The 26,080-nt window shown below is 73.5% G+C and carries 24 protein-coding genes; 6 read left to right on the top strand and 18 right to left on the bottom strand.

The window, feature by feature from the left end:
* Positions 1-30: 30 nt before the first annotated feature.
* Both ACIBEA_RS04815 and ACIBEA_RS04820 read right to left on the bottom strand, forming a co-directional pair.
* Positions 31-1,149, bottom strand: coding sequence for a fatty acid desaturase family protein (locus tag ACIBEA_RS04815; RefSeq protein WP_399258012.1), 1,119 nt, complete (start codon positions 1,147-1,149; stop codon positions 31-33).
* A gap of 7 nt (positions 1,150-1,156) precedes the next feature.
* Complete coding sequence (locus tag ACIBEA_RS04820) at positions 1,157-2,212, bottom strand: ferredoxin reductase (RefSeq protein WP_399258014.1); 1,056 nt, start codon at positions 2,210-2,212, stop codon at positions 1,157-1,159.
* 87 nt (positions 2,213-2,299) lie between these two features.
* Between ACIBEA_RS04820 and ACIBEA_RS04825 the strand changes: the two genes are divergently transcribed.
* A complete protein-coding gene (locus ACIBEA_RS04825; protein WP_399258016.1) occupies positions 2,300-3,439 on the top strand; it encodes a PucR family transcriptional regulator in 1,140 nt (379 codons plus the stop codon).
* Between the two features lie 17 nt (positions 3,440-3,456).
* On the opposite strand, the gene ACIBEA_RS04830 is transcribed toward ACIBEA_RS04825, so the two are convergent.
* From ACIBEA_RS04830 to ACIBEA_RS04845, 4 genes are all read right to left on the bottom strand, one after another.
* Complete coding sequence (locus ACIBEA_RS04830) at positions 3,457-3,825, bottom strand: VOC family protein (RefSeq protein ID WP_399258018.1); 369 nt, start codon at positions 3,823-3,825, stop codon at positions 3,457-3,459.
* A 124-nt stretch (positions 3,826-3,949) separates the two neighbouring features.
* Positions 3,950-5,140: an acyl-CoA dehydrogenase family protein gene (locus ACIBEA_RS04835; RefSeq protein ID WP_399258020.1), complete on the bottom strand. Its 1,191-nt coding sequence runs from the start codon at positions 5,138-5,140 to the stop codon at positions 3,950-3,952.
* Between the two features lie 90 nt (positions 5,141-5,230).
* On the bottom strand, positions 5,231-6,076 hold the full coding sequence (locus ACIBEA_RS04840) for a class II fructose-bisphosphate aldolase (RefSeq protein WP_399258022.1): 846 nt from the start codon (positions 6,074-6,076) through the stop codon (positions 5,231-5,233).
* On the bottom strand, positions 6,073-6,975 hold the full coding sequence (locus tag ACIBEA_RS04845) for an SIS domain-containing protein (RefSeq protein ID WP_399258024.1): 903 nt from the start codon (positions 6,973-6,975) through the stop codon (positions 6,073-6,075). Before ACIBEA_RS04845 ends, ACIBEA_RS04840 begins: the two co-directional genes overlap by 4 nt.
* Positions 6,976-7,162: 187 nt before the next feature.
* Here ACIBEA_RS04845 and ACIBEA_RS04850 point away from each other — a divergent pair, with 187 nt between their 5' ends.
* On the top strand, positions 7,163-7,951 hold the full coding sequence (locus ACIBEA_RS04850) for a DeoR/GlpR family DNA-binding transcription regulator (RefSeq protein WP_399259029.1): 789 nt from the start codon (positions 7,163-7,165) through the stop codon (positions 7,949-7,951).
* A 96-nt stretch (positions 7,952-8,047) separates the two neighbouring features.
* Here ACIBEA_RS04850 and ACIBEA_RS04855 read toward each other — a convergent pair whose 3' ends face one another.
* The 3 genes from ACIBEA_RS04855 to ACIBEA_RS04865 form a co-directional block, all read right to left on the bottom strand.
* Positions 8,048-10,516 carry a DUF4132 domain-containing protein gene (locus ACIBEA_RS04855; RefSeq protein ID WP_399259030.1) on the bottom strand — a complete coding sequence of 823 codons (2,469 nt, stop codon included), beginning with the start codon at positions 10,514-10,516 and terminating at the stop codon, positions 8,048-8,050.
* A gap of 8 nt (positions 10,517-10,524) precedes the next feature.
* Positions 10,525-10,926, bottom strand: a complete 402-nt coding sequence (locus ACIBEA_RS04860) for a hypothetical protein (RefSeq protein ID WP_399258026.1) — start codon at positions 10,924-10,926, stop codon at positions 10,525-10,527.
* A 63-nt stretch (positions 10,927-10,989) separates the two neighbouring features.
* On the bottom strand, positions 10,990-11,349 hold the full coding sequence (locus tag ACIBEA_RS04865; protein ID WP_399258028.1) for a MerR family transcriptional regulator: 360 nt from the start codon (positions 11,347-11,349) through the stop codon (positions 10,990-10,992).
* A gap of 59 nt (positions 11,350-11,408) precedes the next feature.
* On the opposite strand from ACIBEA_RS04865, the gene ACIBEA_RS04870 reads away from it, so the two are divergent.
* Complete coding sequence (locus ACIBEA_RS04870) at positions 11,409-11,786, top strand: putative quinol monooxygenase (protein WP_399258030.1); 378 nt, start codon at positions 11,409-11,411, stop codon at positions 11,784-11,786.
* 25 nt (positions 11,787-11,811) lie between these two features.
* Here ACIBEA_RS04870 and ACIBEA_RS04875 read toward each other — a convergent pair whose 3' ends face one another.
* The 3 genes from ACIBEA_RS04875 to tdh all read right to left on the bottom strand — a co-directional run bounded on the left by ACIBEA_RS04875 (position 11,812) and on the right by tdh (position 15,132).
* The gene (locus ACIBEA_RS04875; protein WP_354381028.1) at positions 11,812-12,726 is read right to left on the bottom strand and encodes a LysR substrate-binding domain-containing protein; all 915 of its coding nucleotides are present in this window, start codon (positions 12,724-12,726) and stop codon (positions 11,812-11,814) included.
* A 12-nt stretch (positions 12,727-12,738) separates the two neighbouring features.
* Positions 12,739-13,950, bottom strand: a complete 1,212-nt coding sequence (locus tag ACIBEA_RS04880; RefSeq protein WP_399258032.1) for a glycine C-acetyltransferase — start codon at positions 13,948-13,950, stop codon at positions 12,739-12,741.
* Between the two features lie 153 nt (positions 13,951-14,103).
* Positions 14,104-15,132, bottom strand: a complete 1,029-nt coding sequence (tdh, locus tag ACIBEA_RS04885) for an L-threonine 3-dehydrogenase (protein WP_399258034.1) — start codon at positions 15,130-15,132, stop codon at positions 14,104-14,106.
* Positions 15,133-15,327: 195 nt separating this feature from the next.
* Here tdh and ACIBEA_RS04890 point away from each other — a divergent pair, with 195 nt between their 5' ends.
* Complete coding sequence (locus ACIBEA_RS04890; protein ID WP_399258036.1) at positions 15,328-16,311, top strand: alpha/beta hydrolase fold domain-containing protein; 984 nt, start codon at positions 15,328-15,330, stop codon at positions 16,309-16,311.
* Between the two features lie 19 nt (positions 16,312-16,330).
* Here ACIBEA_RS04890 and ACIBEA_RS04895 read toward each other — a convergent pair whose 3' ends face one another.
* The 6 genes from ACIBEA_RS04895 to ACIBEA_RS04920 form a co-directional block, all read right to left on the bottom strand.
* A complete protein-coding gene (locus ACIBEA_RS04895) occupies positions 16,331-17,080 on the bottom strand; it encodes a class I SAM-dependent methyltransferase (RefSeq protein ID WP_399258038.1) in 750 nt (249 codons plus the stop codon).
* A gap of 79 nt (positions 17,081-17,159) precedes the next feature.
* A complete protein-coding gene (locus ACIBEA_RS04900; RefSeq protein WP_399258040.1) occupies positions 17,160-17,498 on the bottom strand; it encodes a FeoC-like transcriptional regulator in 339 nt (112 codons plus the stop codon).
* Positions 17,495-19,726 (bottom strand): ferrous iron transport protein B, encoded by a 2,232-nt coding sequence (feoB, locus tag ACIBEA_RS04905; protein ID WP_399258042.1) that lies wholly within the window; start codon positions 19,724-19,726, stop codon positions 17,495-17,497. The genes ACIBEA_RS04900 and feoB overlap by 4 nt, the downstream gene beginning before the upstream one ends.
* Positions 19,723-19,950, bottom strand: a complete 228-nt coding sequence (locus ACIBEA_RS04910) for a FeoA family protein (RefSeq protein ID WP_354381035.1) — start codon at positions 19,948-19,950, stop codon at positions 19,723-19,725. Before ACIBEA_RS04910 ends, feoB begins: the two co-directional genes overlap by 4 nt.
* Before the next feature lie 148 nt (positions 19,951-20,098).
* Positions 20,099-21,340: a glycosyltransferase gene (locus tag ACIBEA_RS04915; protein ID WP_399258044.1), complete on the bottom strand. Its 1,242-nt coding sequence runs from the start codon at positions 21,338-21,340 to the stop codon at positions 20,099-20,101.
* Between the two features lie 45 nt (positions 21,341-21,385).
* Positions 21,386-22,315 carry a LysR family transcriptional regulator gene (locus ACIBEA_RS04920; RefSeq protein ID WP_399258046.1) on the bottom strand — a complete coding sequence of 310 codons (930 nt, stop codon included), beginning with the start codon at positions 22,313-22,315 and terminating at the stop codon, positions 21,386-21,388.
* 128 nt (positions 22,316-22,443) lie between these two features.
* Here ACIBEA_RS04920 and ACIBEA_RS04925 point away from each other — a divergent pair, with 128 nt between their 5' ends.
* Both ACIBEA_RS04925 and ACIBEA_RS04930 read left to right on the top strand, forming a co-directional pair.
* Positions 22,444-23,877 carry an MFS transporter gene (locus ACIBEA_RS04925; RefSeq protein ID WP_399259031.1) on the top strand — a complete coding sequence of 478 codons (1,434 nt, stop codon included), beginning with the start codon at positions 22,444-22,446 and terminating at the stop codon, positions 23,875-23,877.
* 19 nt (positions 23,878-23,896) lie between these two features.
* Positions 23,897-26,068 carry a SpoIIE family protein phosphatase gene (locus ACIBEA_RS04930; RefSeq protein ID WP_399258048.1) on the top strand — a complete coding sequence of 724 codons (2,172 nt, stop codon included), beginning with the start codon at positions 23,897-23,899 and terminating at the stop codon, positions 26,066-26,068.
* Positions 26,069-26,080: the final 12 nt, after the last annotated feature.

The following is a 26,080-nucleotide window of genomic DNA, read 5'->3' on the forward strand; positions in this document are numbered from 1 at the left end:
TTTGGAGAGAATTAGGCCCTCGACACCCGGTCAGGCAGCGACGAGTTCCTGTTCGCGGTCCGGGGTGGTGACCTTGGGCTTCTTGTTCGGCAGGGAGAGGCGGAAGACCCTGTGCCAGGCGGAGTACACCTGCTTGGGCAGCGGTCCGGTGACGTACTGCAGCTCGTACTTGTCGAACAGGGCGCGCACCTTCACCGCGACCTCGGCGTACCGGTTGCTCGGCAGGTCCGGGAACAGGTGGTGCTCGATCTGGTGCGAGAGGTTGCCGGTCATGAAGTGCATGGCCTTGCTGCCGCTGATGTTCGCCGAGCCCATCATCTGGCGCAGGTACCACTGGCCGCGCGTCTCGCCGTTGATCGACCGGCGTTCGAAGACCTGGACGCCCTCGGGGAAGTGCCCGCACATGATGACCGAGTGGGTCCAGATGTTGCGGACCAGGTTCGCGGTGAACGTCGCGGCGAGTGTGGTGAGGAACGACGGACCCGAGAGGAGCGGGTGGATCACGTAGTCCTTGAGCACCTGCTTGCGGATCTTGCGGCCCACGGCCCTGGCCCGCGCGCGGAACTCCGGGTTCTTGCGGCGGCGCTTGCTCAGGTTCCTGCCGAGTTCCAGGTCGTAGGCGGCGATGCCGTACTCGAAGAAGCAGGCGTTGAGGAAGTTCCACAGCGGCTGGCCGAGGTGGAACGGGTGCCACCGCTGGTCCTCGTCGACGCGCATGATGCCGTAGCCGAGGTCGTTGTCCTTGCCGATCACGTTGGTGTACGTGTGGTGCAGTTCGTTGTGCGAGTGCTTCCACTGCTCTGCGGGCGAGACGTGGTCCCAGTCCCAGGTGGTGGAGTGGATCTTCGGGTCCCGCATCCAGTCCCACTGGCCGTGCAGGACGTTGTGGCCGATCTCCATGTTCTCCATGATCTTCGCCACGGACAGGCCGGCGGTGCCGATCAGCCACGCGGGCGGGAAGATCGAGAACAGCAGGACGCCCCTGCTGGCCAGTTCGAGCTTGCGCTGCGCCGAGATCACCTTGCGGATGTAGGCGGCGTCCTTCTCACCACGGCTGGCGATCACCTCGTCGCGGATCGCGTCCAGCTCGCGGCCGAGCTCCTCGATCTGCTCCGCGGTCAGGTGGGCGGTGGGGTCGATGGCGGTCAAGGTGCTCCTACCGTTCGATGTCGCAAGGGCCCGCCGCGGCGGACACGCAGGTCTGGATGAGGACGCCCGGCCCGGCCTCGGTGATCTCGCCGGTGCGCAGGTCGCGGACGGCGCCCGCCGTGAGCGGCGTGACACAGCCGAAGCAGATGCCCATGCGGCACCCGGACGGCATGAGCACGCCGGCCTCCTCGCCGACGTCCAGCAGCGGCGTGGCGCCGTCCGCGTCGACGGTCGTGCCGGTGGTGGCGAAGGTGACCTCGCCACCGTCGCCGGCGACGACGACGTGGGGGCGGAAGCGTTCGGTGTGCAGGCGTTCCGGGACGCCGTGCGCGCTCCAGTGGTCCTCGGCGGCGTCGAGCAGGCCCGCGGGCCCGCAGGCCCAGGTCTCGCGCTCGGCCCAGTCGGGCACGAGTTCGCCGAGACGGGCGATGTCGAGCGTGCCGTCCGTGTCGGTGTGCACCTCGGTGAGCCGCAGCTTCTTGTCCGCGACCAGGTCGTGCAGGTCCTTGCGGAAGATCACGTCGTACGGCCGCGGAGCGGAGTGGACCATGACGGCGTCGTCGAACTCGACGTCGCGCAGCATGCCCATCACCGGTGTGATGCCGCTGCCGGCCGTCAGGTAGAGCACCTTGGCGGGCTTGGCCTGCGGCAGCACGAAGTCACCCGTCGCCTGGTCGAGCTGGATCAGCGTGCCCGGCTGCGCCCTGCGGACCAGGTGGTTGCTGACCTTGCCGTCCGGTATCGCCTTCACGGTGATCGTGATCCGGCCGTCCCGGCGGTCCGTCGGCGAGGTGACCGAGTAGGCGCGCCACAGGCGCACCCCGTCGACGTCGATCCCGATCCGCACGTACTGACCGGCCGTGTGGCCGCGCCAGCCCTGTCCCGGCTTGATCACGATGGTCGCGGCGTCATCCGTCTCAGGGTGCACGGCTTCGATGCGCCCCCGCAGGTCGCCGCCCGCACGCAGCGGGCTGACCAGGTCGAGGTAGTCCGACGGCAGTAGCGGCGTCGTGACCATCTCCAGCAGTTTCCACGCCCTACTGCGGAGGGCTGCACTCGTCATGGCCCCAGCTTGGTGTGCTTGAGGGGGTAAAGTCCTGTCCGTAGGACGTGAATCTGATCGGTTGATTTGTTCGCAGGGAACAAAAACGTGAGCCATGCAACCCGGAGGGCCAGCGAGCTGGTCCTGGACGAGACGACGGTCGCGGCGATTCGGGCCGCGCTGAGGACCACCGCCGACGAGGTCGTCCAGGCGATCATCGACGAGGTCCCTCCCTATGCCAACGCCCTTTCCGGCCGCATGGGTGCCACCATCCGCCGAGCCGTCCGCACCGCCCTGGGCCTCTACCTGGACCTCGCGAGCGGGAACGCCACGGGCGGCGACGCCGGCGAAGCGGCCTACGAGCTGGGCCGCGGCGAGGTCCGCGACGGCCGTTCGATGGACGCCCTGCTCAGCGCGTACCGGGTCGGCGCCCGCGTGGCCTGGCGAGGTCTGGCCGCAGGTGCCGTACCCGCGGGTCTGCCCGCCGCCGAGGTCGCGAAGTTCGCCGAGCTGACCTTCGCCTACATCGACGAGCTCTCCGCCGCGAGCGCCGCGGGCCACGCCGACGAACTGGCCGCACGGGGCCGGGCCCACGAGCGCCACCTGGAAGAACTGGCCCGCGACCTCCTCGCCGGCGCGAGCCCGGACGCGCTCCTCGCGGCTGCGGGGCGGGCCGGGTGGCAGCCGCCGGTCTCGCTGACCGCGGTCCTCCTGCCGGCCGCCCAGGCCCGGCCCGCCTACCGCGCGCTCGACCCGGGCACCCTCGTCCTGGACGATCTGCCGGACGCCTCCGGCGTGCTGCTCGTCCCCGATGCCGACCGGGCGCGTCTGCTGCGGCAGCTGCCCGACCGCACCGCCGTGGTCGGCCCGGCCCGGCCGTGGACGCGCGCGTCCGCCTCGTACGCACGGGCCGTACGCGCGCGCTCCCTCTCCGGTGACATCCGGGACACCGAGGACCACCTGCCCGAGCTGGTGCTGAGCGCCGACGCGGACGCCTTCGCGGACCTGCGCGCCCGGGCCCTCGCACCGCTGCGGACCGTGTCCGCAGCGACCGCGCGCCGGCTCGAGGAGACGTTGCGGGCGTGGCTGCTGTACCAGGGCAGGCGGGACGAGGTGGCGGCGGCGCTGTTCGTGCATCCCCAGACCGTCCGGTACCGGATGTCACAGTTGCGGGAGCTGTTCCCGGACCTCGGCTCGCCGCACCGGGTCCTCGAACTGACGCTGGCGGTCGGAGTCCGGGTGGGCTGACGCGGTCTTCGACACCGTCACCGGGCCGGGATCGGCTGGGTGAGGTTCACCGCGTTGCCGTCGGGATCCTGGATGTGGGCGACGCGCCGGCCCCACGGCATGTCGGTGGGGCCGCCCTGGACCGAGCCGCCCAGCGCCGTCACCCGGGCGAGCGTCTCGTCGACGTCGGCGACGTCGATGCTGAGCAGGATCCGCGGTGCGGCCCCGGTCCCCGGGTCCGTCGTGGTCACCAGTCCGAGGTCGGTGTCGCCGATGCGCAGGCCGAGGTAGAAGGTCGGGCCCTGCTCCGGGACCCGGAAGATCTCCTCGGCGCCGAACAAGGTCGTGTAGAAGCCGACCAGAACCTCCTGGTGGGCGGTGATGATCACTGGCTGGATGGTGGACATGGCACTCCTGTCGAGAACGGTCGTGTCGCTGGGTGGACCGTTCTCGGACCGTGAACTCATCGGCATGACCGACGGCGAGCTCTCTCGGCACCCGTGGGCGCGGGAGACCTGGGGTCCCGGTCGCTCAGCGGCGGACCCGGGGCATGCCCAGGCCGATCCAGGAGATGATCTCGCGCTGGATCTCGTTGTTGCCGCCGCCGAAGGTGAAGATGACCGCGCTGCGGTAGCCGCGTTCCAGTTCGCCGTGCAGGACCGCGCCCGCCGAGCCGTCCTTGAGGGCGCCCGCCGCGCCCACGATCTCCATCAGCCAGGCGTACGCGTCCCGGCGCGCCTCGGAGCCGTAGACCTTGACGGCGGAGGCGTCCTGCGGGGTGAGGGTGCCGCTCTGGACGGCGTTGACCATCTGCCAGTTGAGCAGCTTCATCGCATCGAGCCGGGCGTGCGTCCGGGCCAGGCGGCCCCGCACCCAGCCGAGGTCGATGACCCGGCGGCCGTCGGCGAGCTTGGTGTCGGCGGCCCAGCGCTGTACGTCGTGCAGGGCGCGGATGGCCATCGTGCCGTGCGCGGCGAGGGTGACGCGCTCGTGGTTGAGCTGGTTCGTGATCAGGCGCCAGCCCTTGTTCTCCTGGCCGACCCGGCGGTTCGCGGGGACCCTGATGTCCTCGTAGTAGCTCGCGGTGGTGTCGTGCGAGGCGAGGGTGTTGATGAGGGTGCAGGAGTACCCCGGATCGGCGGTGGGGACCAGGAGCATGGTGATGCCCTTGTGGGCCGGGGCGTCGGGGTCGGTGCGCACGGCGAGCCAGACCCAGTCGGCGGTGTCGCCGTTGGTCGTCCAGATCTTCTGCCCGTTGACGACGTAGGTACCGCTCTCCTCGTCGCCCTCGCGGACGGCCTTGCACTTGAGGGCCGCGAGGTCGGTGCCCGCGTCCGGTTCGCTGTAGCCGATGGCGAAGTCGATCTCCCCGGCCAGGATCTTGGGGAGGAAGTAGGCCTTCTGCTCGTCCGTACCGAACTGCATGATGGTCGGCCCCACGGTGTTGAGGGCCATCAGCGGCAGCGGGACCACGGCCTGCGCGGCCTCGTCGAAGAAGATGAACTGGTCCATGGGCGACATCCCGCGCCCGCCGTACTCCTTCGGCCAGCCGACGCCGAGCCAGCCGTCGGCGCCGAGCCGGCGGATCGTCTCGCGGTAGAAGCGCTTCTGCGCGGCGGCGTCCTGGTAGCGCCCGTAGACGTCCTCCGGGACCAGCTCCGCGAAGTAGGCACGCAGCTCGGTGCGCAACTGCTGCTGCTCAGGCGTGTATTCGAGGTGCACGGCCCCTCCGGGAGTCTCACGGTCCGTCCGTCGCTGGCGGGCGTAGAGTAGAACGTGTTCCAAGAATCCGGAAGGGCCTGCGCCGTACGGTCAGCGGGAGGCGTCCAGCGCCGTGATCATGGCCGCCGTGGTGGCCGTCATCGCCGTGCGGGCCGCCGTCAGGTACGGGCGGGGGTCGGCCTCGGTCAGGTGGGTGCGGATGGCCTCGGTCATCGCCACGTTCAGGGCGGTACCGATGTTGACCTTGCGGATCCCGCCCAGCACCGCCGCCGCCAGTTCCGCGTCCGGCAGCCCGGAGGAGCCGTGCAGGACCAGCGGCACCTCGACCGTCTTGGCCAGCCGGGCGAGCAGCGCGTGGTCCAGGGAGGCGGTCCGCGAGGTCATCGCGTGGCTGCTGCCGATCGCGACGGCGAGCGCGTCCACGCCCGAGTCCGCGACGAAGCGCCGGGCCTCGTCCGGGTCCGTCCGCGCGCCCGGAGCGTGCGGGTCCAGCGGGGCGGCGCCGTTCTTCCCACCGACCTCGCCCAACTCGGCCTCGATCCACAGGCCGTTGGCGTGCGCCCAGTCGGCGGCCGAGCGGGTGGCCTCCAGGTTCTCCCCGTACGGCAGGTGCGCGGCGTCGTACATGACCGAACCGAAGCCGGCGTCGACCGCCCGGCGCAGCAGGTCGACGCTCTTGACGTGGTCCAGGTGCAGGCCGACCGGCACCCCGGCGGCCTCGGCACAGGCGACCGCGGCGCGGGCGATGGGCAGCAACCGGCCGTCCCGGAAGCGGACCGCGTTCTCGCTGAGCTGGATGACGACCGGCGCACCGACCTGCTCGGCCCCGGCGACGACGGCCTCGGCGTGTTCGAGGGTGATGATGTTGAAGGCGGCCACGGCCCGACCGGTGGCGGCCGCCTCCCGGACGAGGTCCCCCGCCGGCACGAGGCTCATCGGACGACCTCCTCTTCGCTGCTGAGGATCACCGAGCGGGTGAGGTTGCGCGGCCGGTCGGGGTCCAGCTCCTGGTGCGCGGCCACCGCGATCGCGAGGCGGTGCACCCGTACCAGCTCGGCCAACGGGTCGTGCCGGGCCTCCACCCACTGCGCCCCGGTGTCGCGGACCTGGTCGGCCAGGCCGTCCGGGGCCTCGTCCAGGGCCCAGGTGACGGTGCCGGGACCGCTGATGCTGATGGGTCCGTGCCGGTACTCCATCGCCGGGTAGGACTCGGACCAGGACAGCGCGGCCTCGCGCATCTTGAGGGCGGCCTCATGGGCGAGCCCGACGCTCCAGCCACGGCCCAGGAAGGTGAACTGGCTCCGGCCCGCCAACTGATCGGGCAGCGGTTCGGCGAGCGCGGCGCGCGCGTCGGCCACCACCGACGGGCTGTGCAGGCCGACGTGGGCGCGGAGCAGGGTGAGCGCCGTGGTCGCGAAGCGGGTCTGCACGACCGAGCGCTCGTCGGCGAAGTCCAGCACGACCAGGTCGTCGGCGAGGGTCATGACGGGCGTGTCGGGGTCGCCGATGACGGCGGTGGTGGCGATGCCCGCGTCGCGCAGCTGCGCGAGCAGGTCCAGGACCTCGGTGGTGGTGCCGGAGCGGGTGAGGGCGACGACCCGGTCGTAGCGCCGGTGGCGCGGGAACTCGGAGGCGGGGAAGGCGTCGGTCTCCCCCGCACCCGACTCCTCGCGCAGCGCGGCCGCGGCCTGCGCCATGTAGTACGAGGTCCCGCACCCGACGATCGCGGTGCGCTCCCCCGGTTGCGGGAGGACCGCCCGCTGCGCCGGGGCCATCTCGGCGGCCCGTTCCCAGCAGTCGGGTTGCGTCGTCAGCTCGTACGCGACATGGCTCATGTCGGCTCCCTGTGCAATGGAGTGCGTGTAATGCATTTTTCTGCAAGATAGCCGGTGGTTTCGCGCAACTTCAAGCATCGGCGGGGTGGTGGCCTGAGTTAATGTCGACGGATAGCCCGAACGCACAGACGTGAACACACACGAACGAACACGAACGCACACAAGGGGGTACGCCGCCGTGGGGTCCATGTCCCGGGAGGTGCGCTGGCAAACGTTGCTGGATCTACTGGTGGAACGCGGCCGCCTGGAGGTCGAACCCGCCGCCGAGGCCCTCGGCGTCTCCGCCGCCACCATCCGGCGCGACTTCGACGAGCTGGCCCAGCAGCAGTTGCTGGTGCGCACGCGCGGCGGGGCGGTGCTGCACGGCGTGTCCTACGAGCTCCCCCTGCGCTACCGCACCACGCGGCGCGCGGCGGAGAAGCGCCGGATCAGCGAGGCGGTGGCCGCGCTGATCGCCCCGGGCGAGGTGGTCGGCCTGACGGGCGGCACGACGACCACCGAGGTCGCCCGCGCCCTCGCCGGCCGGGCGGACCTGAACGCGGGGACCGGCGGGGCGCCCGCGCTGACCGTGGTGACGAACGCCCTCAACATCGCGGGCGAGCTGGTGATCCGGCCGCAGTTCAAGACGGTGCTCACCGGGGGCGTGGCGCGCCCGCAGTCCTACGAGCTGACCGGCCCCTTGGCCCAGGGCGTCCTGGGCCAACTCACCGTGGACACGGCGGTCCTCGGCGTGGACGGCTTCGACCCGCTGGACGGCGCCGCCACCCGCCATGAGGACGAGGCCGCGGTCAACCGCCTGCTGTGCGACCGCTCCCGCCGCGTGGTGATCGCGGCGGATTCCAGCAAACTGGGCGTCCGCGCCTTCGCCCGCATCTGCCCGGCCTCGTCGGTGCACGTCCTGGTGACGGACACGGGCCTGACCGACTCGGGCGCCCGAGCCTTCGAGGAGGCGGGGGTGGAGGTCATCCGGGTGTGAGGGTGGAGCTCATCCGTGGGTGAAGGGGGAGGTCATCCGCGGATGAAGGGGGAGGTCATCCGCGGATGAGGGGGCCGGCGCGGGGCCCCCGGCCGCTCAGTCGCGCGCCCGGCGGATCTGGCTGACGATCGTCGGGTCGGTGATCTCGGTGTCCTGGGCGAGCATCAGCGCCTTGCTGAGCACGACGGCCAGGGTGCGGTCGCCCTCGAAGGGCACGTAGCCGGTCCGGGCGGCCGTGCCCGCGGAGGACTTGGGGACGATGCAGAGGTACTCGTCGTTCGGCGTCATCAGGATGTTGCCCGAGCCGAGATGGATCTTGTAGGTCCGCAGGTCGCCCGTGACGTGCAGGAACCGGCCCTCGATCCGGCACCGCTCGGCGATCGCGAGCCGCGGCACCAGGCGCTCCAGGAGGACGCGGCGCGTCTCGGCGCTCTGGTTCAGCTCGCCGAAGCCGTACGCCGTCCAGTACTCGCGGAACCGCCCGTCGGGCCCGCCGTCCTGCCACGTCGGATCGCTGCCGACACTGGCCACGCCGACGAACAGGTCCACGTCCCGCAGGACTTCGGACAGGACGAGCGGCGGTATCCCGGTGAGCGGGAGCGGCTCGACCGGCTCCGCGCCGTCGCGCAGCCGCATGGTGTACCCGCCGGCGTAGCAGTGCGCCGCGTTCTCCGGTGCTCCGATCGGGTAGAAGCGCACCTGGTCGGTGCGCAGGCGCAGGTAACTGCCCGACTCGGTGGTGTCGACACCCCACTCCTCCCCCTCGCCCTCGATCCAGTACTCGGCGCGCAGGCCCCACTGCGGGAGTTCACGGGTGGCGGGCGGCGCCGTGTCGTCGACGCACATCCGCAGCTTGTTGCGCCAACCGCGGACCGCGGCGAGGGAGTGGAACTGGTGCTGGCGGACGATGTGCGCCGCGAACCGGTTCGAGTACGTGCCCGTCGCCCGCTCGGCGTCGGTCAGCAGGTACACCTCGCGGTGGGCCTGTTTGAAGGGCTGGGTGACGGCGTGCCGCTCCAGCCAGTCCCGCCACGCGACCACCTCGGCGCTCTCGCGGCCGACGGGGTGCCAGAGCGTGACCTCCGCGCCGCGCTCGACCGGGGCGTCGGCGAGGGTGCGCAGGGCGCCGTCGGCGAAGCCGACCGGGGTGCCGTCGACCGTCCACAGCAGGCGGCGGGCGAGGCTGCCGACGAGGGGGTGGTCGAGGTAGCGCTCGCGCCAGGCGTCGTAGGACCATGTGCGCCGGGCGAGGAACTGCCGGTCCAGCCGTTCGACCTGGGCGCCGAGCATCTTGTCGATGTCCTTGACGGCGGCCCCCAGCTCCTTCAGCTCCTCGGGGTGGTCGCGCCGGACCGCGGCGGGGACGGACTTGACCTCCTTGCCCGTCGCGGAGCGCCAGCGCAGGACGGCCTTGACCCCCTGGACCTCCAGCAGGGCGGTGACCTCGCCGAGCTCGACCCTGCCGCGGCCGACCTCGGTCAGGCCGTAGGCGGGCACGGCCAGCTCTTCGACCTCCTCCCGGCCGAGGCCGAGGGCCTGCGCCCGCTTGTCGAGGGCGGTGTTGAGCAGTTTGAGCGTGCCCTTGTAGGTGGTGCGGGTGGCGAGCCGGGCCAGCTCGGCGAGCGCCGGCCCGCCGTCGATGCGGGCGAGGGCCGTGACCCCGGCGTTGGCGACCTTGGGGTTCACCGGCCCGAGGCCGGGGACCTTCCTCAGGGAGGTCTCGACGAGCACGCCGAGCGCGCGGGCCGTGTCCGGGTGGGCGGGCAGCAGGGCCAGGATCCAGGCGAGGCCGCGCAGGGCGTTGGCGTTGTACGGGTCGAAGGCGAGGTTCGCGTCGGGACCGTACCGCACACCGGTGAAGGCGAAGGTGCGGGGGCGGCCGACGAGCGCCAGCCAGCCGAGCACCGCCACACGCACGGCATCGGCGCCCAGCGGTGCGACGAGGGTGCGCGCGGCCGCGTCCCACTTGGCGGTGGGCTTGGCCGACGTCGCGGTCGTGGCGTGCAGGAGCAGGGCCCGCCAGGGCTCTTCGGCGCCCTCCGCCACGGCCCGCTCGGCCCACGCCTCGCCCACGTTCAGCACGGGTTCGATCAGCTCCTTGGCGAAGGCCGCCGTCTCCGGTCGGCCGTACGTCTCCAGGGCGCTGCGGCGCAGATACGCCACGACGGGCGCCGACAGCGCCCGGCCCGCGGTCAGTTCGTGCTCGGCGACGAACAACTCGCCCGTCCCCCAGGTGGACACCTGCGTGCCGAGCTTCTCCAGCTCGGTGGTCCGCTCGGCCGCGAGCGGATCCCCGGGCAGGTCCGCGCCCACGACCTGCAGCAGCTGCAACACCCTCATCTCCATGCGCTCGGGGGAGCTGAACTCGGCGTACAGCCGGCCCGTCTCCTCCGCGACGGCCACGCGCACCGTGGCGTCGAGGCCCTCCAGGGCCTCGACGATCCGGCCCCACACCTGCCAGCTGTTGGCCGAACGGTCCGTCGCCGCACGCAGCGCCTCGTACGCGAGCGGACCGATCTCCAGCGCGGCCGCGTGGCCCTCTATCCTGCCCAGATTGTCCAGCACGTCCACGGTCAGCCACCCACCAGCGGCACGAGCTTCAGGAAGGTGACCTCGACGCCGAGCGGCAGCTCCATCTCCTCGTCCGGGTCCGTGACCTGCCGGTCCCCGACGAGCACCAGGAAGCCGTTCCCCGCGAACGCGGCCAGCGCGCGCTCCGTCTGGGCCTGCGGGTCGATGTGGCGCGGGGTGCGCAGCGCGTACCCGTTCAACACGCGCTCCGTGTCGTGCGGTTGCACGAGGCCCTGGAAAACCTGCGGCTGCGACTGCGCCCGCGCGTTGAACTCCGCCACCTCCTGGAAGACCCTGCGCCGGATCAACTCGCGCGCCGTGAGCCGCTCCTCGGCGATGTCGAGCCCGAAGGCCGCGCCCCTGTCCCCTGATGTCGTCTCGTCGACGAACGTCACCGTTCCCATGCCGACGACGCTACGGGCCACCACTGACAACGACCCCTAGCCCGGGGCGCCCCGCACGCGGACCTACACGCTGACCTGTTCGCGGGCCCGGGTGTCGGAGACGAGGCCGGCCAGGGACGCGCGGGTCTCCGACAGTGCGGAGATCCTGGCGTCCAGGCCGTCGAGGTGTTCCTGGAGGGTCTCCAGCTTGCATCCGGCGACCGTGCCGTCCTGACGGATGCACGGCTGGAGGTCACGGATGACCCGGGTCGGCAGGCCGGCGTCCAGGAGCGCGCGGATGCGCCGGACCACGGCCGGGGCGTCGCCGTCGTAACGGCGGTGGCCGGTGCCGAGGCGCTGGGATTCCAGGAGGCCCTGCTCCTCGTAGTAGCGCAACAGCCGGACGGAGGTGCCCGTTGCGGCGGCGAGCTCACCGATCTTCATGTGGTGCTCCTCACAGCCCCTTGAATCTCACATTGATGTGAGATCTTAGCGTGAGGATCATGACGAACACGAACACGAACACGAGCACGAGCACGAGCACGAGCACGAACGCCGAACGCCCCCTGGCCCTCTACGGTTTCCTGCGCCCCAGGCCGCACCGCGCGGACGAAGTCCGGCGCATCCTCTCCTCCTTGGTGGAACCCACCCGGCAGGAGCCCGGCAACCTCCAGTACCACCTCCACGAGCACGAGGACGGCCGCTTCTTCCTGTACGAGGTCTGGCGCTCCCAGGAAGACCTGGACCGGCACAACGCGACACCGCCGCTGCGCGCCTTCCTGGAGGACCTGTCGACCTTCCTGGAGGAGGCCCCGGACGGCTACTTCGACACCATGGTCAGCCCCTACCCGAGCACGACACCGGCGCCCGCCACGGCCTGAGGCGGCCCGGGTGCGGAACTCCGCGTCAGTGCGCAGGAAGCCGCCCCGCCTCGCGGGCCAGGCCGGCCAGGACCGGGGCGATCAGCGGGTGGGTCTCGGCGCCCCTGCGGGTGGCCGCGAAGACACGACGGGTGGCCGCCGGGCCCTCCACCGGGCGGACCTGGACCTCCTTGAGGTCGGTGCCGCGCAGCGCCGAACGCGGCACCAGGGCCACGCCCGCGCCCGCGCCGACCAGTGCGATCACGGCCCGGAAGTCGTCGGAGGAGTGTCTGAACCGGGGCTGGAAGCCGGCCAGTTCGCAGGCCAGCAAGGTCACGTCGTGGCACGGATTGCCGGGATACTGGCCCACCCAGTCCGTGTCGGAGAGCCCGGCCAGGGACACCTCGGGGAGCGCCGCGAGGGGATGCCCCGCGGGGAGCACCGCATCGAAGGGTTCGGCGTACAGCGGGAGGACCGACAGCCGGGTGTCGTCGGCGCCCGGGCCGCCGCGGTACTCCACGGCGAGCGCCACGTCGGCCTCGCCGTCGAGCAGGAGCGGCAGGCTCTGGTCGCCCTCCGCGTCCCGGACCCGCAGTCGGATGCCGGGGTGGTCCAGGGCGAGCCGGGCGATGGCCGGGGCGAGCACTTCGGTGATGCCGGTGGCGAAGGCGGCCACCGTGACCTCGCCCGCGACGCCGCCCGCGTAGGCCGCGAGCTCGGCCTCGGCGCGCTCCAGCTGGGCCTGTACCTCGTGGGCGTGCCCGACGAGGATCTCCCCGGCGGCGGTGAGCCGTACGCCCCGCCCGCTGCGCGTGAGCAGTACGTGCCCGCTCTCCTGTTCCAGCGCGGCGAGCTGCTGGGACACGGCGGAGGGGGTCAGGTACAGGGCTGCGGCCGCGGCGGTCACCGTACGGTGGTCCGCCACGGCCCGCAGGATGCGCAGCCGGCGGGGGTCGATCACCCCTCCATGATGTCAGCCCGCGGAGGAGCCGAGTTCCGCGCGGGCGTCGATGAAGGCGGCCACGGCGCGCTCCACGTCGGCCGTCGAGTGGGCGGCCGAGAGCTGGACGCGGATCCGGGCGGCGCCCATCGGAACGACGGGGTAAGAGAAGCCGATCACGTACACGCCGCGCTCCAGCAGCAGCTCCGCCATCCGGGCCGCCTCCGCCGCGTCGCCGATCATGACGGGGGCGATGGCGTGGTCGCCGGGCAGGATCTCGAAGCCCGCCTCGGTCATCTTCGTACGGAAGAGCGAGGTGTTGGCCGCGAGCTGCTCGCGCAGGTCGCCGGCCGATTCGAGCAGGTCGAGGACCTTGAGCGAGGCGGCGGCGATGACCGGGGCGAGGGAGTTGGAGAAGAGGTACGGGCGCGAGCGCTGGCGCAGCAGGGCGACGATCTCGGCGCGGGCGGCGACGTAACCGCCGGAGGCGCCGCCGAGGGCCTTGCCGAGGGTGCCGGTGATGATGTCGACGCGGTCCATGACCCCGTGCAGTTCGGGCGTGCCGCGACCGCCGGGGCCGACGAAGCCGACCGCGTGCGAGTCGTCGACCATGACCATGGCGTCGTAGCGCTCGGCCAGGTCGCAGATCTCGGCGAGCGGGGCGACGTACCCGTCCATGGAGAAGACGCCGTCGGTGACGATCAGGCGGCGGCGCGCGTCCTGGGACTCCTTGAGCCGGGTCTCCAGCTCCGCGAGGTCGCGGTTGGCGTAGCGGTAGCGACGGGCCTTGGAGAGGCGGATGCCGTCGATGATCGAGGCGTGGTTGAGCGCGTCGGAGATCACCGCGTCCTCGGCGCCGAGCAGGGTTTCGAAGACTCCGCCGTTGGCGTCGAAGCAGGAGGAGTAGAGGATCGTGTCCTCCTGGCCGAGGAACGAGGAGAGTCGGGCCTCCAGTTCCTTGTGCACCTCCTGCGTGCCGCAGATGAAGCGGACGGAGGCCATGCCGTAGCCCCAGCGGTCCAGCGCGTCCTTCGCGGCGGCGACCACCTCGGGGTGGTCGGCCAGGCCGAGGTAGTTGTTGGCGCAGAAGTTGAGCACCTCGCCCGAGGCACCCGCCACGCCGCCGGAGGTGACGCCGACGGACGCGTTCTGCGGGGTGCCGATGACGCGCTCGGGCTTGTGCAGCCCGGCGGAGCGGATCTCGTCGAGGGTGGTGCGCAGGTCGTCACGTACGGAATCGAACATGGTGCTCTCTTTCCACTGGAGCGGCGGCGGACGGAGGGGGCCGGGCCCCGCGGAGGGGGAGGGTGGTGCGGGGCCCGGCCGGGGGGAGATGGTTCGGGGCGGCGCGCGGGAGGGAGCGCCGGGGGGGTGGTGCGGGTCGAGCGGGCCGGACGGTTACGCCGTCCAGTCCAGGATGATCTTGCCACTGCGGGCGGTGGCGGCCTCGTCGAAGGCGGCGCCGAAGTCGCGGTGCGAGTAGCGGCCGGTGATGACCGGGGTCAGGTCGAGCCCGCCCTCCAGCAGCACCGTCATCGCGTACCAGGTCTCGAACATCTCGCGGCCGTAGATGCCCTTGATGGTGATCATCGAGGTGACCACCTTCGCCCAGTCCACCGGGAACTCCTGCGCGGGCAGGCCCAGCATCGCGATCCGGCCGCCGTGGGTCATGTTGTCGATCATGTCGCGCATGGCCTCGGGACGGCCCGACATCTCCAGGCCGATGTCGAAGCCCTCGCGCAGGCCGAGCTGCGCCTGGGCGTCGGCGATCGTGGCGTCGCGGACGTCGAGCGCGAGCGTGGCGCCCGCCTTGCGGGCGATCTCCAGCCGCTCGGGGCTGACGTCGGTGATCGTCACGCTGCGCGCGCCGGCGTGCCGTGCGACGGCCGCCGCCATGATGCCGATGGGTCCCGCACCGGTGATCAGCACGTCCTCGCCGACGAGCGGGAAGGACAGGGCCGTGTGGACGGCGTTGCCGAACGGGTCGAAGATCGCCGCCACGTCCAGGTCGACCTCGGTGCGGTGCACCCATACGTTCTGCGCGGGCAGGACCACGTACTCGGCGAAGGCGCCGTCGCGCCCGACACCGAGCCCGATCGTGCTGCGGCACAGGTGGCGGCGGCCGGCGAGGCAGTTGCGGCACTTGCCGCACACCAGGTGGCCCTCGCCGCTGACCAGCGCGCCGATCTCGATGTCCTGGACGTCCGCGCCGACCGCGGCGACCTCGCCGACGAACTCGTGGCCGAGGATCAGCGGGGTCTTGACCGCGCCCTGGGCCCAGCCGTCCCACGAACGGATGTGCAGGTCCGTGCCGCAGATGCCGGTGCGCAGCACCTTGATCAGCACGTCTCCGGACCCGTACTCGGGCTCGGGCACGTCCATGAGCCACAGTCCGGGCTCGGCCTTGTGCTTGACGAGTGCCTTCATGGGGTGGCTCCAGGCATGCGGAGGGGGCGCAGCGACCCCTGGGACGGGTGCGGCGCATCGACGGACACCAATCTGCCGACCCGGTAACGATCAGTCCATCGAGGATTTCTTAAGCGGGTCGACAGCCCAGCTTCACGCCTATGCTCCTCCCGTGACGGGGCCGGGGCACGACGGGGAACAGGGAGGTGGCGGCGGGTGCCGAGTCTGCGCAGTCGCGCGCTGTCGGCCGCGCTGATCGCGGCGGGACGACGCAAGAGGTTCGCGAGTGCCGAGGCGGTGCGGGCGCGCGTGGCCGAGTCGGCCCGCAGGCCCGCCTCGCACCTGCCGCCGCGCTGGTTGGGCAAGGTCGCCGAGGTCTCGCGCACCTTCGTCGGGGCGTGGCCGGTGTACGAGGTCGCGCCGCGGGACGCGGAGCCCGCGGCCCGCGTGCTCTACGTGCACGGCGGCGGCTACGTGGGCGAGTTGGTCCGGCCGCACTGGGCGCTGGTGCGGACCCTGGTGAGCGAGGCCGGGGCGCGCTGCGTCGTACCGGCCTACATCCTGGCGCCGCGCGGGACCGCCGACCGGACCGTCCCGGTGGCCGCGGACCTGCTGAGCGGGCTGATCGCGAGCGGCGGGGCCGGTGGCACCGTGCTGATCGGGGACTCCGCGGGCGCGGGGCTGGCGCTCGCGGCCGCGCAGCGGTTGCGCGACCGGACCGGCGCGCAGCCCTCCCGGATCGTGCTGGTCTCCCCCTGGCTGGACGTGACGATGACCCATCCCGAGCAGGGCGCGCTGGAGGCGGCCGATCCGATGCTCGCACGGCCGGGGCTGGTGGAGGCGGGGCGGCTGTACGCGGGGACGCTGGCCACCGACGACCCCCGGGTGAGCCCGCTGCGCGGCTCCTTCGCCGGGTTGGCGCCGCTGACGGTGTTCACGGGCTCGCGGGACGTCCTGGTCACCGACAGCCGGGAGCTGGTGCGCCGGGCGCGGGCCGAGGGCGTCGAGGTGGACTACCACGAGCTGTCGGGCCTGCCGCACGTCTACCCGCTGCTCCCGGTCCCGGAGGGGCGCGCGGCGCGCGCGGAGATCGTCCGGCTGGTCCGCTCCGCGGGCGACCCCGAACCCGACCCCGAACCCGAACCCGACCCCGCCGCCGACCCCGACACCGCACCGGCCCCGGCCCCCGTCCCCGACTGAGCGGCCGTACGGGAGCCGGTCAGGCCGCGCAGGTCATGAGGGAGCTGATCGGGCGGGCCCGGTACGCCGCCCAGAACGCCTCGTCGCGGTCCGCGTCCGGCGGCGGGGTGCGGGCGGGCTGCCAGGCGACGGTGGCGAAGCCCGCCTCGACGGCCGCCTCGGCGAAGTCGGCGTGGGCCCATTCGCGGAACTCGAAGGGCACGGGCGGATCGGTGAGGAACTGGGCGCGCAGCAGCGGCGCGTCCCCGGACGGTTCCCGGTCCAGGATCCTGACGCCGTACGGCGACCAGTCCTGGTGCGGGAAGGCGCCGGGGTTGGGCACGATGGCCAGCAGTCGCCCACCGGGGCGCAGGTTGGTCCGGATCGAGCGGAACATCGCGTGCAGGGCGCTCCGGTCGGGGGCGTAGTTGAACAGGTGGACGGCGGTGGCCAGGTGGAAGGGGCCGAGCTGGGGCATCGCGGCGGCGTCGCCGACCACGTACTCGATCCGTGCCCCGGTGGCCGCGGCCGCCGGCTCGTGGGCCTCCGCCCGGGCGAGCGCGATCATCCGTTCGGAGATGTCGACGCCGACGGTCCGCCGGGCGCCGCCGCGGGCGAGCAGTCGGGTGTTGTAGCCGTATCCGCAGGCGAGGTCGAGGGCGTCGAGCCCGTGCACCCCGCCGAGCGCGTCGAGCGCGCCCAGCAGGGTGCAGGTGTCGGCGGCCGAGAAGGCGGCCGTGGTCTTGGACTCGGCGTAGCGCGCGCCGATGGTGTCGTACTGCTTCCGCATGATCCGTATCGTGCCCCGTGCGGGGCGGCGGGGCCGGTCGGGCCGGTGCCCCGTCCCCCGGACGAGGGAAACCGTAGGCCTATCGGGGGCGTACGGGGGTCAGCGCGACCAGCACGGGGCGCGCCGTGGCGCCCGTACGGCCGGCCGCACCGCCCGGGTCGTCCGGGCACGTGGTGCAACCGCGGCTGGCGAAGAAGCAGCCGGAGCAGTCCGGGGCGCCGATCTCCTCCCGCTTCAGCCGGCCCTTGCGGACCCAGTAGTCCGCGAGGCCCGCCGCCTCGGCCGTGCTGATGTCGAGCCGGGCGGCGATCTGCGCGAGCCCCTCCCCCGGGGCGGCCTCCTCGAACTCCCGCAGCAGTCGGCGCAGCATCCCGGGCCCGGTGGCCCCGCCCCGGCCCCCGTCCCGCGCGCGGGTCACCACACCAGCCTCGCGAGCTGGAAGACCCCGGTGGCGAGCAGCCAGGCGGCGGCCAGTTGGAGGCCGAAGCCGATCAGGGTGAGCCGGGTGCCGATCTCGGCGCGCTGCGCCGCGAGGGTGGCCATGCAGGGGGTGTAGGCCAGGACGAAGACGAGGAAGGCGAGCGCGGCGGCTTCCGGGTGGCCGCCGGAGGACTGCGCGAAGGTCGCCCGCAGACTGTTCCTGAGCACGGGCCCGCCGTCCTCCTCCGCCGAGTAGGTCTGGGCGAGGGTGGAGATCACGCCCTCCTTGGCGATGAGTCCGGTGCCGAGGGCGGCCGTGGCGTGCCAGTCGCCGAAGCCCGCGGGGGCCACGGCCGGCGCGACGGCCTCGGTGACCCGGCCGAAGACGCTCTGCTCGACGGCGACGTTCCCGAAGCCCGCGGGCCCGCCGGAGCCGTCGGCAGCCGCACCCGCGCCGGCCGGGACGGCCATCAGGAGCCAGACGGCCGCGGCGGTGGCCACGACGATCCCGCCCGCGGTGCGCAGGAAGGCGGCGAGCTTCTGCCACACCTGGGCTCCGGTGACGCGCAGGGTGGGGAGCCGGTACGGGGGCAGTTCCAGGACGAGCGGCTCCTCGCGCATGTCCTTGAAGAGGAGCGGGCGCAGCAGCAGGCCCATGCCGACGACGAGCAGGACGGATCCGACGTAGAGGAAGAAGACGACGGTGCCGGAGTTCGAGCCGAAGAAGACGCCCGCGATCATCACGTAGACGGCGAGCCGGGCGGTGCAGCTCATGTACGGGATGAGCATGCCGACCAGGAGCCGGTGCGAGCGCCGGCTGAGGATCCGGGTGCTCGCGAAGGCGGGCACGTTGCAGCCGAAGCCGACGACGAGCGGGAGGAAGGCGCGGCCGGGCAGCCGCAGGGTGCGCATCAGACGGTCGGCGACGAAGGCGGCGCGGGCGAAGTAGCCGGAGTCCTCCAGCAACGCCAGCAGCGCGAACATGATGATCATCAGCGGCACGAAGGTGAGCAGTTGCCCGACGCCGTTGATCAGGCCGTCCACCAGCAGGCCGGTGAGCCAGTCGGGGGCCGAGGCCGCCTCCAGGAGCCGGGTCGCCCCGCTGCTGACCGGACCGGAGACGAAGTCGCCCAGGCCGTCCTGGAGGGGTTTGGCGAAGGTGGTGGTGGCTTCGAAGACGCCCCACATGACGGCGAGGAAGAACGGGATGCCGAAGGAACGGGACAACAGCAGCCGGTCGACCCGGTCGGTCAGCGTGGGGCGGGGCCGGGCGCCGGTGGGCGTGGCCCGGGCGATGACCCGGTGCGCCCAGGCGTAGCGGGCCTCGGCGATCAGCAGCTCGGCGTCGGCGTCCGCTTCCCCCTCGGCGACGGTGTCGGTGTCGGTGTCGGCGGGTACGTCGCCGCACGCGCCCGCGGCGGCAAGGCGGGCCGCGGCCGCGCGGGCCAGGGCGGTGAGCGGCTCGGGCGCGGCGGGGGGTTCCTCCGCGCAGAGCAGGTTCACGGCCAACCAGCGTGCCGGGTAGGGGTGGTGGAGGGCTTCGGCGGCCCGGACGAGCGGGGCGAGCTCGGCTTCCACGGGTGAGCCGGCCGCCCAGCCGGGGTCGGTCGCCGCGGCCGCGGCCGGGGCGCGCAGGGCGTCGGTGACGGCGTCGGCGAGCAGGTCCAGTCCGGTGCCGGTGCGGCCCTCGACGACGACCACGGGCAGGGCCAGTTCGCGGGAGAGCCGGTGGGGATCGGGCGCGCTCCCGCGCCGGGCGGCGACGTCGGTCATGGTGAGCGCGACGACGACGGGGATGCCGGTGTCCAGGACCTGCGAGAGGAGGTAGAGGTTGCGGGCCGGGTTGGCCGCGTCCAGGGCGAAGACGACGACGGCGGGCCGGGCTCCCGGGGGCGCGCTCAGGACGTCGCGGACGAGTTCCTCGTCCGGGGAGTCGGGCAGCAGGCTGTAGGAGCCGGGCAGGTCGGCGACGCGCAGCCGGCGGCCGTCGGGGAGGGCGCCCCGCCAGTCGCCCTGGGCCACGGCGACGGTCTTGCCGGGCCAGTTGCCGACCCTTTGGTGGGCTCCGGTGAGGGCGTTGAAGAGCGTCGATTTGCCGACGTTCGGGTTGCCCGCGAGGGCGACGAGCGGGGCGGCGGCGTTCTGCGAGCCGCCGGCCGCGCCGTCGTCCGCGAGGGCGGTGCCCGCGCCGGGGGTGCTGCGCGCGCCGGGCGCGTGGCAGCTCATCGGGCCCACCGCAGCCGGTCGGCGGTGCGGGAGTCGAGCGCGACCCGGGTGGCGCCGAGGCCGACGAGCAGTCCGCCCGTCGCGCCGCGGGCGATGACGGTGACCTCGGCGCCCGGTACGAAGCCGAACTCCAGGAGCCGTCTGCGGCTGCCGCCGCGGTGGCCGGGGTCGATCCCGGTGATCCTCACGGTCGTCCCGGGACGGCTGTCGTTGAGCGACGGCACCAGTACACCTTCTTCGCTGATTCTTCGCTGATCGATTCCACTTAGGCAAGCCTAAGCAGCTTCGATCGGACCGGAAGCCGCGCAAAGTCCCCGATCGCACGGGACTTTCAGCCCGTCGCCGGCAGGGCCGGCTCGTCCTTCCGGTCGCTCAGCCCAGTTCCGCGAGCGTCTTGAGCAGCGGGGCGGCGCCGTCCTCCCGGGCCAGTGCGGCCGAGAGGTCGCGGGCCCGCGCGCGCATTCCCGGGTCGGTGGTGGCCTCGCGGACCGCGGCGGCCAGCCGGTCGACGGTGAGCCGCTGGTAGCGGACCGGGCGGGCGGCGACGCCGAGGGCGTGCAGCCGGGCGGCCCAGAACGGCTGGTCGAGCTGGACGGGCACGGGGACGGCGGGCACCCCCGCGCGCAGCCCGGCCGCGGAGGTGCCCGCGCCCGCGTGGTGGATCACCGCGGCCGTCCGCGGGAAGAGCCAGTCGTGCGGGACCTCGGGGACGGCGATCAGGTCGTCCCCCTCGGCGCTCAGCCCGCTCCAGCCCGCCTGGACGATCCCGCGCACCTTCGCCTTGCGCAGGGCGGCGGCCAGCAGCGCGCCCAGGCGTTCCGCGTCCCCGGCGACGAGGCTGCCGAAGCCGGCGAAGACGGGGGGCGGGCCCGCGTCGAGGAAGTCGAGGAGCCGCTGCTGCGGCTGCCAGCCGGGGGGCCGCTGCGGCCACCAGTAGCCGCCGACGTGGTGTCCGGCGGGCCAGTCCGCGGGGCGCGGCAGGACGAGCGGACTGAATCCGTGGTGGATCAGCCGGTCCGGGTCCATGCCGAGGGGGCCGCTGAACCGGCGCGGCGGCAGGCCGAGTTCGCGGCGCAGCGCGCGCACTCCGGGGGCGAAGGCCCGGTCGCCGCAGGCCCAGATGGCCCGTCCGGTCAGCCTGTTGCCGTACGGGCCCAGCGAGCGGCCGCCCGCGACGAGCGGCGGGATGGCCCGGCTGGGGGTGACGGGCAGCAGGTGGGCGCCGACGCAGGGCAGCCCGTACCCCTCGGCGAGGGTGGCGCACAGCGGTTCGGTGAGGGTGGAGGCGAGGACGACGTCGGCGCCGGCGCGCACCGCCGCGGCGACCCCATCGGTCAGGGGCGGGATGAACTCGCGGGCCAGTCGCACGACCCGGGCCATGGCGACGGGGGCGCTGACCGCGCGGGTCAGCCGCTGGCCCACGGGCGAGGCGAGTTCCACCCGGGGGTCGACGGGCAGCGGCCGAAAACCCAGGCCGAGCGCGGTGACGGCGCCCTCGAAGCGGCCGTGGGTGGCGAGGACCACCTCGTGTCCGGCGGCGCGCAGCCGCGTCCCGAGTCCGGTGTAGGGGGCGACGTCGCCCCAGGAACCCGCTGTCACCATCAGTACGCGCATGGTTTCACTGTGTCATCCCGCCCTCGGCCCGCGCGAGTTCGCAGCTCAGGAGGGCGGGACGGGCGGGCCGTCGGGGGCCCGGGTGAGCTCGCGGGCACAGGAGCGCAGCCAGGCGTGGGCCGGGTCGGCGTCGTGCCGCGGGTGCCAGGCCATCCCGAAGGGCATGGTGGGCAGGTCGAGCGGGATCGGGAAGGTCTCCAGCCCCAGCGCGTCGGCGAGCGGCCCGGCCTGGTGGGTGATCAGCCCGACGAGGTCGCTGCGGCGCAGCACGAACAGGGAGGCGGGGAAGGTCCCGACGCTGCCCACCACCTTGCGGGTCAGGCCCAGTTCGGCGAGCGCGGCGTCCACCGGTCCCTCCAGGCGGCCGCGCCGGGAGGCGATCAGGTGTTCGGCGGCGGCGAACCGCCGGGCGGTGACCCGACCGCGCAGCAGCGGATGCCCGGTGCGTACGACGCCCAACACCCGCTCGTCGGCGAGGTGTTCCACGTGCACCTCGGGCGAGCGGGTGTCCACGACGCCGAGTTCCAGGTCGGCGACGCCTTCGCGCAGGGCGGCCAGGTCCGCGTGGCTCTCCGGCAGGAACCGCAGCCGCACGCCGGGGGCCTCGCGGGCCACCCGGTCGAAGAGCGTGGCCGCGCAGGTGGCCACGTAGGCGTCGTTCGCGATGACGCTGAAGGTGCGCTGGAGCGTGGCCAGGTCGATCCGCCCGCCCGAGAGGAAGACGGAGCGGGCCCGCTCGACGACGGCGCGCACCTCGCCGTGCACGGCGAGGGCGTGCGGGGTGGGCACCATGGAGCGTCCGGCACGGACGAGGACGGGGTCGCCGAGGGCCTTGCGGATCCGGCCGAGGGTGCGGCTCATGGCGGGTTCGGACAGGTGCAGCCGGGCGGCCGCGCGGGAGACGCTCGACTCCTCCAGCAGCACGTCGAGGGCCACGAGCAGGTTGAGGTCCAGCCCGGATTGCGTCACACGCATTCATTCCTTGCATAACTTGCACTGGAAAGCAGGTCACGCCAACCCTACGGTGAGGGCATCCAGATCACCCCTTCCAGCTCCGAGGAGGAGCCGTGCTCCGCCCTGCCCAGAACCGCCCCGGGCCCTCCGTGCCCGCCCCGCCGACGGCCGCGGCCGCCCCGTCGGGTCCGCCGCGGGCCGTGGTGCTCGTGCTGTGCGCCTGCGTCCTCGTCGCACAGGCGATGGTCGCGGCCGTCAACCTGCTGATCCCGCAGCTCGCCGCGTCGTCGCTGCGCCCCGCGCCCGGGCAACTCCTGTGGGCGGTCGACGCGTACGTCATCGTCTTCGCCGCGCTGCTGATCCCCGCCGGAGCCCTCGGCGACCGGTACGGCCGCAAGGGCGCCCTGCTCGCGGGGCTCGGCCTGTTCGCGGCGGGCGGCGCGCTCAGCGCGCTGGCCGACTCCCCCGCCGTGCTGATCGCGGGGCGCGGGCTGTGCGGGGCGGGAGCGGCGCTGATCATGCCCGCCACCATGTCCGTACTGATCCACCTGAGCGCGCCGGAGCGGCGCGGCCAGGCCCTGGCCACCTGGACCCTGTCCGCGGGCCTCGGCGGGCTGGCGGGCAACGTGGGCGGCGGGCTGGTGGGCGAGTTCCTGACCTGGCGCGCCCTGTTCTGGGCGGTGGTGCCGCTCGGCGTCCTGCTCGCGCTCGTGGTGGCCCGTACGGTCCCGCGCACCCCGGCGCGGGCCGATGCGGCGGTGGACCCGCTGGGCGCCCTGCTGCTGGCGGGGGCGCTGTTCGCGGTGGTCTACGGGATCATCGAGGGTCCCGCCCTCGGCTGGGCGTCGGCGCCGGTGCTGTGCGCCTTCGGAGCGGGGGCCGCGCTGCTGGCCGTCTTCACCGGCTACGCGCTGCGCGTCGCGCGGCCGCTGCTGGACCCGCGGGTCTTCGCCTCGCGCCGCTTGCGGGCCGGCGCCCTCGGGATCGGGGCGGCCTTCTTCGGGCTCTTCGCCCTGTTCTTCGTCAACGCGCAGTACCTCCAGTACGCGAAGGGCTTCTCCCCCGCCCTGACGGGCCTGGCGATCGTGCCGCTCACCGTGGGCATGGTGCTGGTGCCCCGGCTGGGCGCCCGGCTGCAGCAGCGGACCGGCCCGCGGCTGCCCGCGGGGGCGGGGCTGGCCCTGATCGGGGTGGGCCTGCTGCTGGTGTCGACGGTGGACGCGGGCACTCCGTACCCGGTGTACGCCTGCTACCTGCTGATCCTCTCCGTCGGCACCGGTCTGTGCGCGCCCGCGCTGACCCTGACGGTGGTCGCCGAACTCCCGGTGCACCAGGCCGGGCTGGGGTCCGGGCTGAACACGGCGGCGCGGGAGATCGGCGCCGCGCTCGGGGTGGCGGTGGTGGGGACGGTGCTGGCCTCGCGCTTCCACGGGATCCCGCGGGACGCGGCGCAGGCCGCCGCCTTCACCGATGCCATGGGGACGGCGTTGCGGATGGTGGCCGTGGTGCTGCTGGCGGTGACGGTGGCCGTGGTGACGGGCTACCGGGGCGGTGTGCGCCCCGGCGCGCGCTCTGGCGCGTAGAACGGCGCGCGCCCCCGGGATGCATCGGCCGCCGGTGCGGGCGCATCCTGTCTGTGTGACGGCCAGACCGGACAGCCGCGGGCCCGCCCCGGACGAGACGGGCCGGGCACTCGTGCGGGCCGCGGTGGACGCGGCCCTGGCACTCGGCGGCTACGCGGGCGGGGTGTACCTGCGCTCCGGAACGGCGGGTCTGCTGCGGCTCGCGGTGCTGTCGGGCCTGCCGGGGCCTTTGTTCCGTCCCTGGTGGCGGATGCAGGTGAACCGCCCGTACCCGGTGGCCGAGGCGTACCGCTCCGGGCACGCCGTGCACCTGCCCGACGCGGAATCGACGATGCGGTTGTTCCCGCAGCTCATGGCCGGGCTGCCGTTCGCCTTCGGCTCGCTCTACGAGCCGGTGACCGCCGGGCGCGAGCGGTACGGGGTGCTGATGGTGCTGCGTACGGCGAGCCCCGGCACGCCCGTCGGCCCCGCGGACCGGGAGCGGTTGCGCGGGGCGGCCGCGGCGCTGGCGCGGGAGTTGGCGCGGCTGACCGCGGCGGGCGCGCCGGTGGTGTGGGACGGCGACCCGCTGTGCGTGGAGCCGCCCGGTCCCGCGGCCGACGCCGAACAGGCGGTCGACCGGATGCCGCAGGCGCTGCTTTCCCTGGACCGGCACGGCCGGGTGGAGTTCGCCAGTGCCGGGGCGGACGCGCTGCTGGGACCGGAGGCGGCCGGGCTGCGGGGGCGCGTCCTGTGGGAGGCGTTGCCCTGGTTGGGCCAGCCCGTGCAGGAGGACCACTTCCGGGCCGTGTACATGTCCGGGGAGCCCGTGGGGTTCCTGGCCCGCCATCCGGGCGGGGAGTGGATCTCGGTGGACCTGTATTCCGGGGCGGGCGGGGTCAGCGTGCTGCTCGCGGCCTCCCGGCCACCCGCGTACGCACCCGGCTCGGTGACGCGCCCGGGCGCCGGGCTCGGTTCGCCCGCGGACCGGGCGACGGCCGTGTACCGGCCGGTGGCCATGGCCATCGCGCTGACGGAGGCGGTGACCGCCCGTCAGGTGTCGGCCGTGGTGACCGAGGAGCTGTTGCCGGCCTTCGGCGGCCGCCAGTTGGCGATCTACCTGCTCAACGAGCGCCATCTGCACCTGGCGTGGGAGACGGGATTCCCCGCCGGTTTCCTGAACCGGTTCGACGGGGTGGCGCTGGACGTGCGGCTGCCGGGGGTGGAGACCCTGACGTCGGGGCGGCCGATCTTCTTCGAGTCGATGCAGCACCTGGCCGCGGCCTACCCGGGGATCCCGATGGACACCGACGTCGGCGCCCGGGCCTTCCTGCCCCTGATCGCCTCCGGCCGCCCGGTGGGCTCGTGCATCCTGGGCTTCGACGCCCCCCGGGGCTTCAGCCCGGAGGAGCGCACCGTGCTGACCGCGCTGGCCGGGCTGATCGCGCAGGCCTTGGAGCGGGCGCAGCGCTACGACACCGAGGCCGCCCTCGCCCGCGGCCTCCAGTCGGCGCTGCTCCCGGCCCGGCTGCCGGTGCTGGACCAGGTGGACACGGTGGCCCGCTATCTGGCGGGCACCCAGGGCATGGACGTCGGCGGGGACTGGTACGACGTCATCGAGACGGAGCCCGGACTGCTGGCGCTGGTGATCGGGGACGTCCAGGGACACGGGGTGGCGGCCGCCGCGACCATGGGCCAACTGCGCAGCGCCGTAAGGGCCTTCGCGCTGAGCGGGAGCAGCCCGCAGGAGGTGGTGAGCGGCACCAACAGGCTGTTGATCGGACTGGATCCGGGGCAGTTCGCCAGTTGTTGCTACGTCCTGCTCGACCCGGCGTCGGGCCGGGCCCGCGCCGTGCGGGCGGGGCACCCCCAGCCGCTGCTGCGCCGCCCCGACGGTCGGGCCGAGGTACTGGACCTGCCGGGCGGCGTGGTGCTGGGCATCGACCCGCGGGCCGCGTACCCGGTCACCGAACTCACCCTGGAGGTGGGCGCGGTGCTCGCCCTGTACACGGACGGGCTGGTGGAGGAACCGGGTACGGACATCGACGTCGGGGTGGAGCGGCTGCGGGCGGCGCTGGCCGCCGCCGGGCCGGGTCCCCTGACCGAGACGGCGGACCTGCTGATCAGCGAGGCGGGGCAGGCCACCGACCGCCCGGACGACATCGCGCTGCTGCTGGCCGCCCGGACCCCGGGCGGCCAGCGGCGGGGGTGAGCCGCGCCCGGC

The organism is Streptomyces sp. NPDC051555 (assembly GCF_044454405.1).
Lineage (GTDB): Bacteria > Actinomycetota > Actinomycetes > Streptomycetales > Streptomycetaceae > Streptomyces.

Excerpts from the sequence above, each read along its gene's own strand:
- ACIBEA_RS04820 (WP_399258014.1), bottom strand. The coding sequence starts at position 2,212 with ATGACGAGTGCAGCCCTCCGCAGTAGGGCGTGGAAACTGCTGGAGATG.
- ACIBEA_RS04880 (WP_399258032.1), bottom strand. The coding sequence starts at position 13,950 with ATGTTCGATTCCGTACGTGACGACCTGCGCACCACCCTCGACGAGATC.
- ACIBEA_RS04840 (WP_399258022.1), bottom strand. The coding sequence starts at position 6,076 with ATGAGCCTCGTGCCGGCGGGGGACCTCGTCCGGGAGGCGGCCGCCACC.
- ACIBEA_RS04870 (WP_399258030.1), top strand. The coding sequence starts at position 11,409 with ATGACGAACACGAACACGAACACGAGCACGAGCACGAGCACGAGCACG.
- ACIBEA_RS04845 (WP_399258024.1), bottom strand. The coding sequence starts at position 6,975 with ATGAGCCATGTCGCGTACGAGCTGACGACGCAACCCGACTGCTGGGAA.
- ACIBEA_RS04915 (WP_399258044.1), bottom strand. The coding sequence starts at position 21,340 with ATGCGCGTACTGATGGTGACAGCGGGTTCCTGGGGCGACGTCGCCCCC.
- tdh (WP_399258034.1), bottom strand. The coding sequence starts at position 15,132 with ATGAAGGCACTCGTCAAGCACAAGGCCGAGCCCGGACTGTGGCTCATG.
- feoB (WP_399258042.1), bottom strand. The coding sequence starts at position 19,726 with ATGAGCTGCCACGCGCCCGGCGCGCGCAGCACCCCCGGCGCGGGCACC.
- ACIBEA_RS04860 (WP_399258026.1), bottom strand. The coding sequence starts at position 10,926 with ATGGGAACGGTGACGTTCGTCGACGAGACGACATCAGGGGACAGGGGC.
- ACIBEA_RS04830 (WP_399258018.1), bottom strand. The coding sequence starts at position 3,825 with ATGTCCACCATCCAGCCAGTGATCATCACCGCCCACCAGGAGGTTCTG.
- ACIBEA_RS04920 (WP_399258046.1), bottom strand. The coding sequence starts at position 22,315 with ATGCGTGTGACGCAATCCGGGCTGGACCTCAACCTGCTCGTGGCCCTC.
- ACIBEA_RS04895 (WP_399258038.1), bottom strand. The coding sequence starts at position 17,080 with ATGCGGAAGCAGTACGACACCATCGGCGCGCGCTACGCCGAGTCCAAG.
- ACIBEA_RS04850 (WP_399259029.1), top strand. The coding sequence starts at position 7,163 with ATGTCCCGGGAGGTGCGCTGGCAAACGTTGCTGGATCTACTGGTGGAA.
- ACIBEA_RS04865 (WP_399258028.1), bottom strand. The coding sequence starts at position 11,349 with ATGAAGATCGGTGAGCTCGCCGCCGCAACGGGCACCTCCGTCCGGCTG.
- ACIBEA_RS04930 (WP_399258048.1), top strand. The coding sequence starts at position 23,897 with ATGCATCGGCCGCCGGTGCGGGCGCATCCTGTCTGTGTGACGGCCAGA.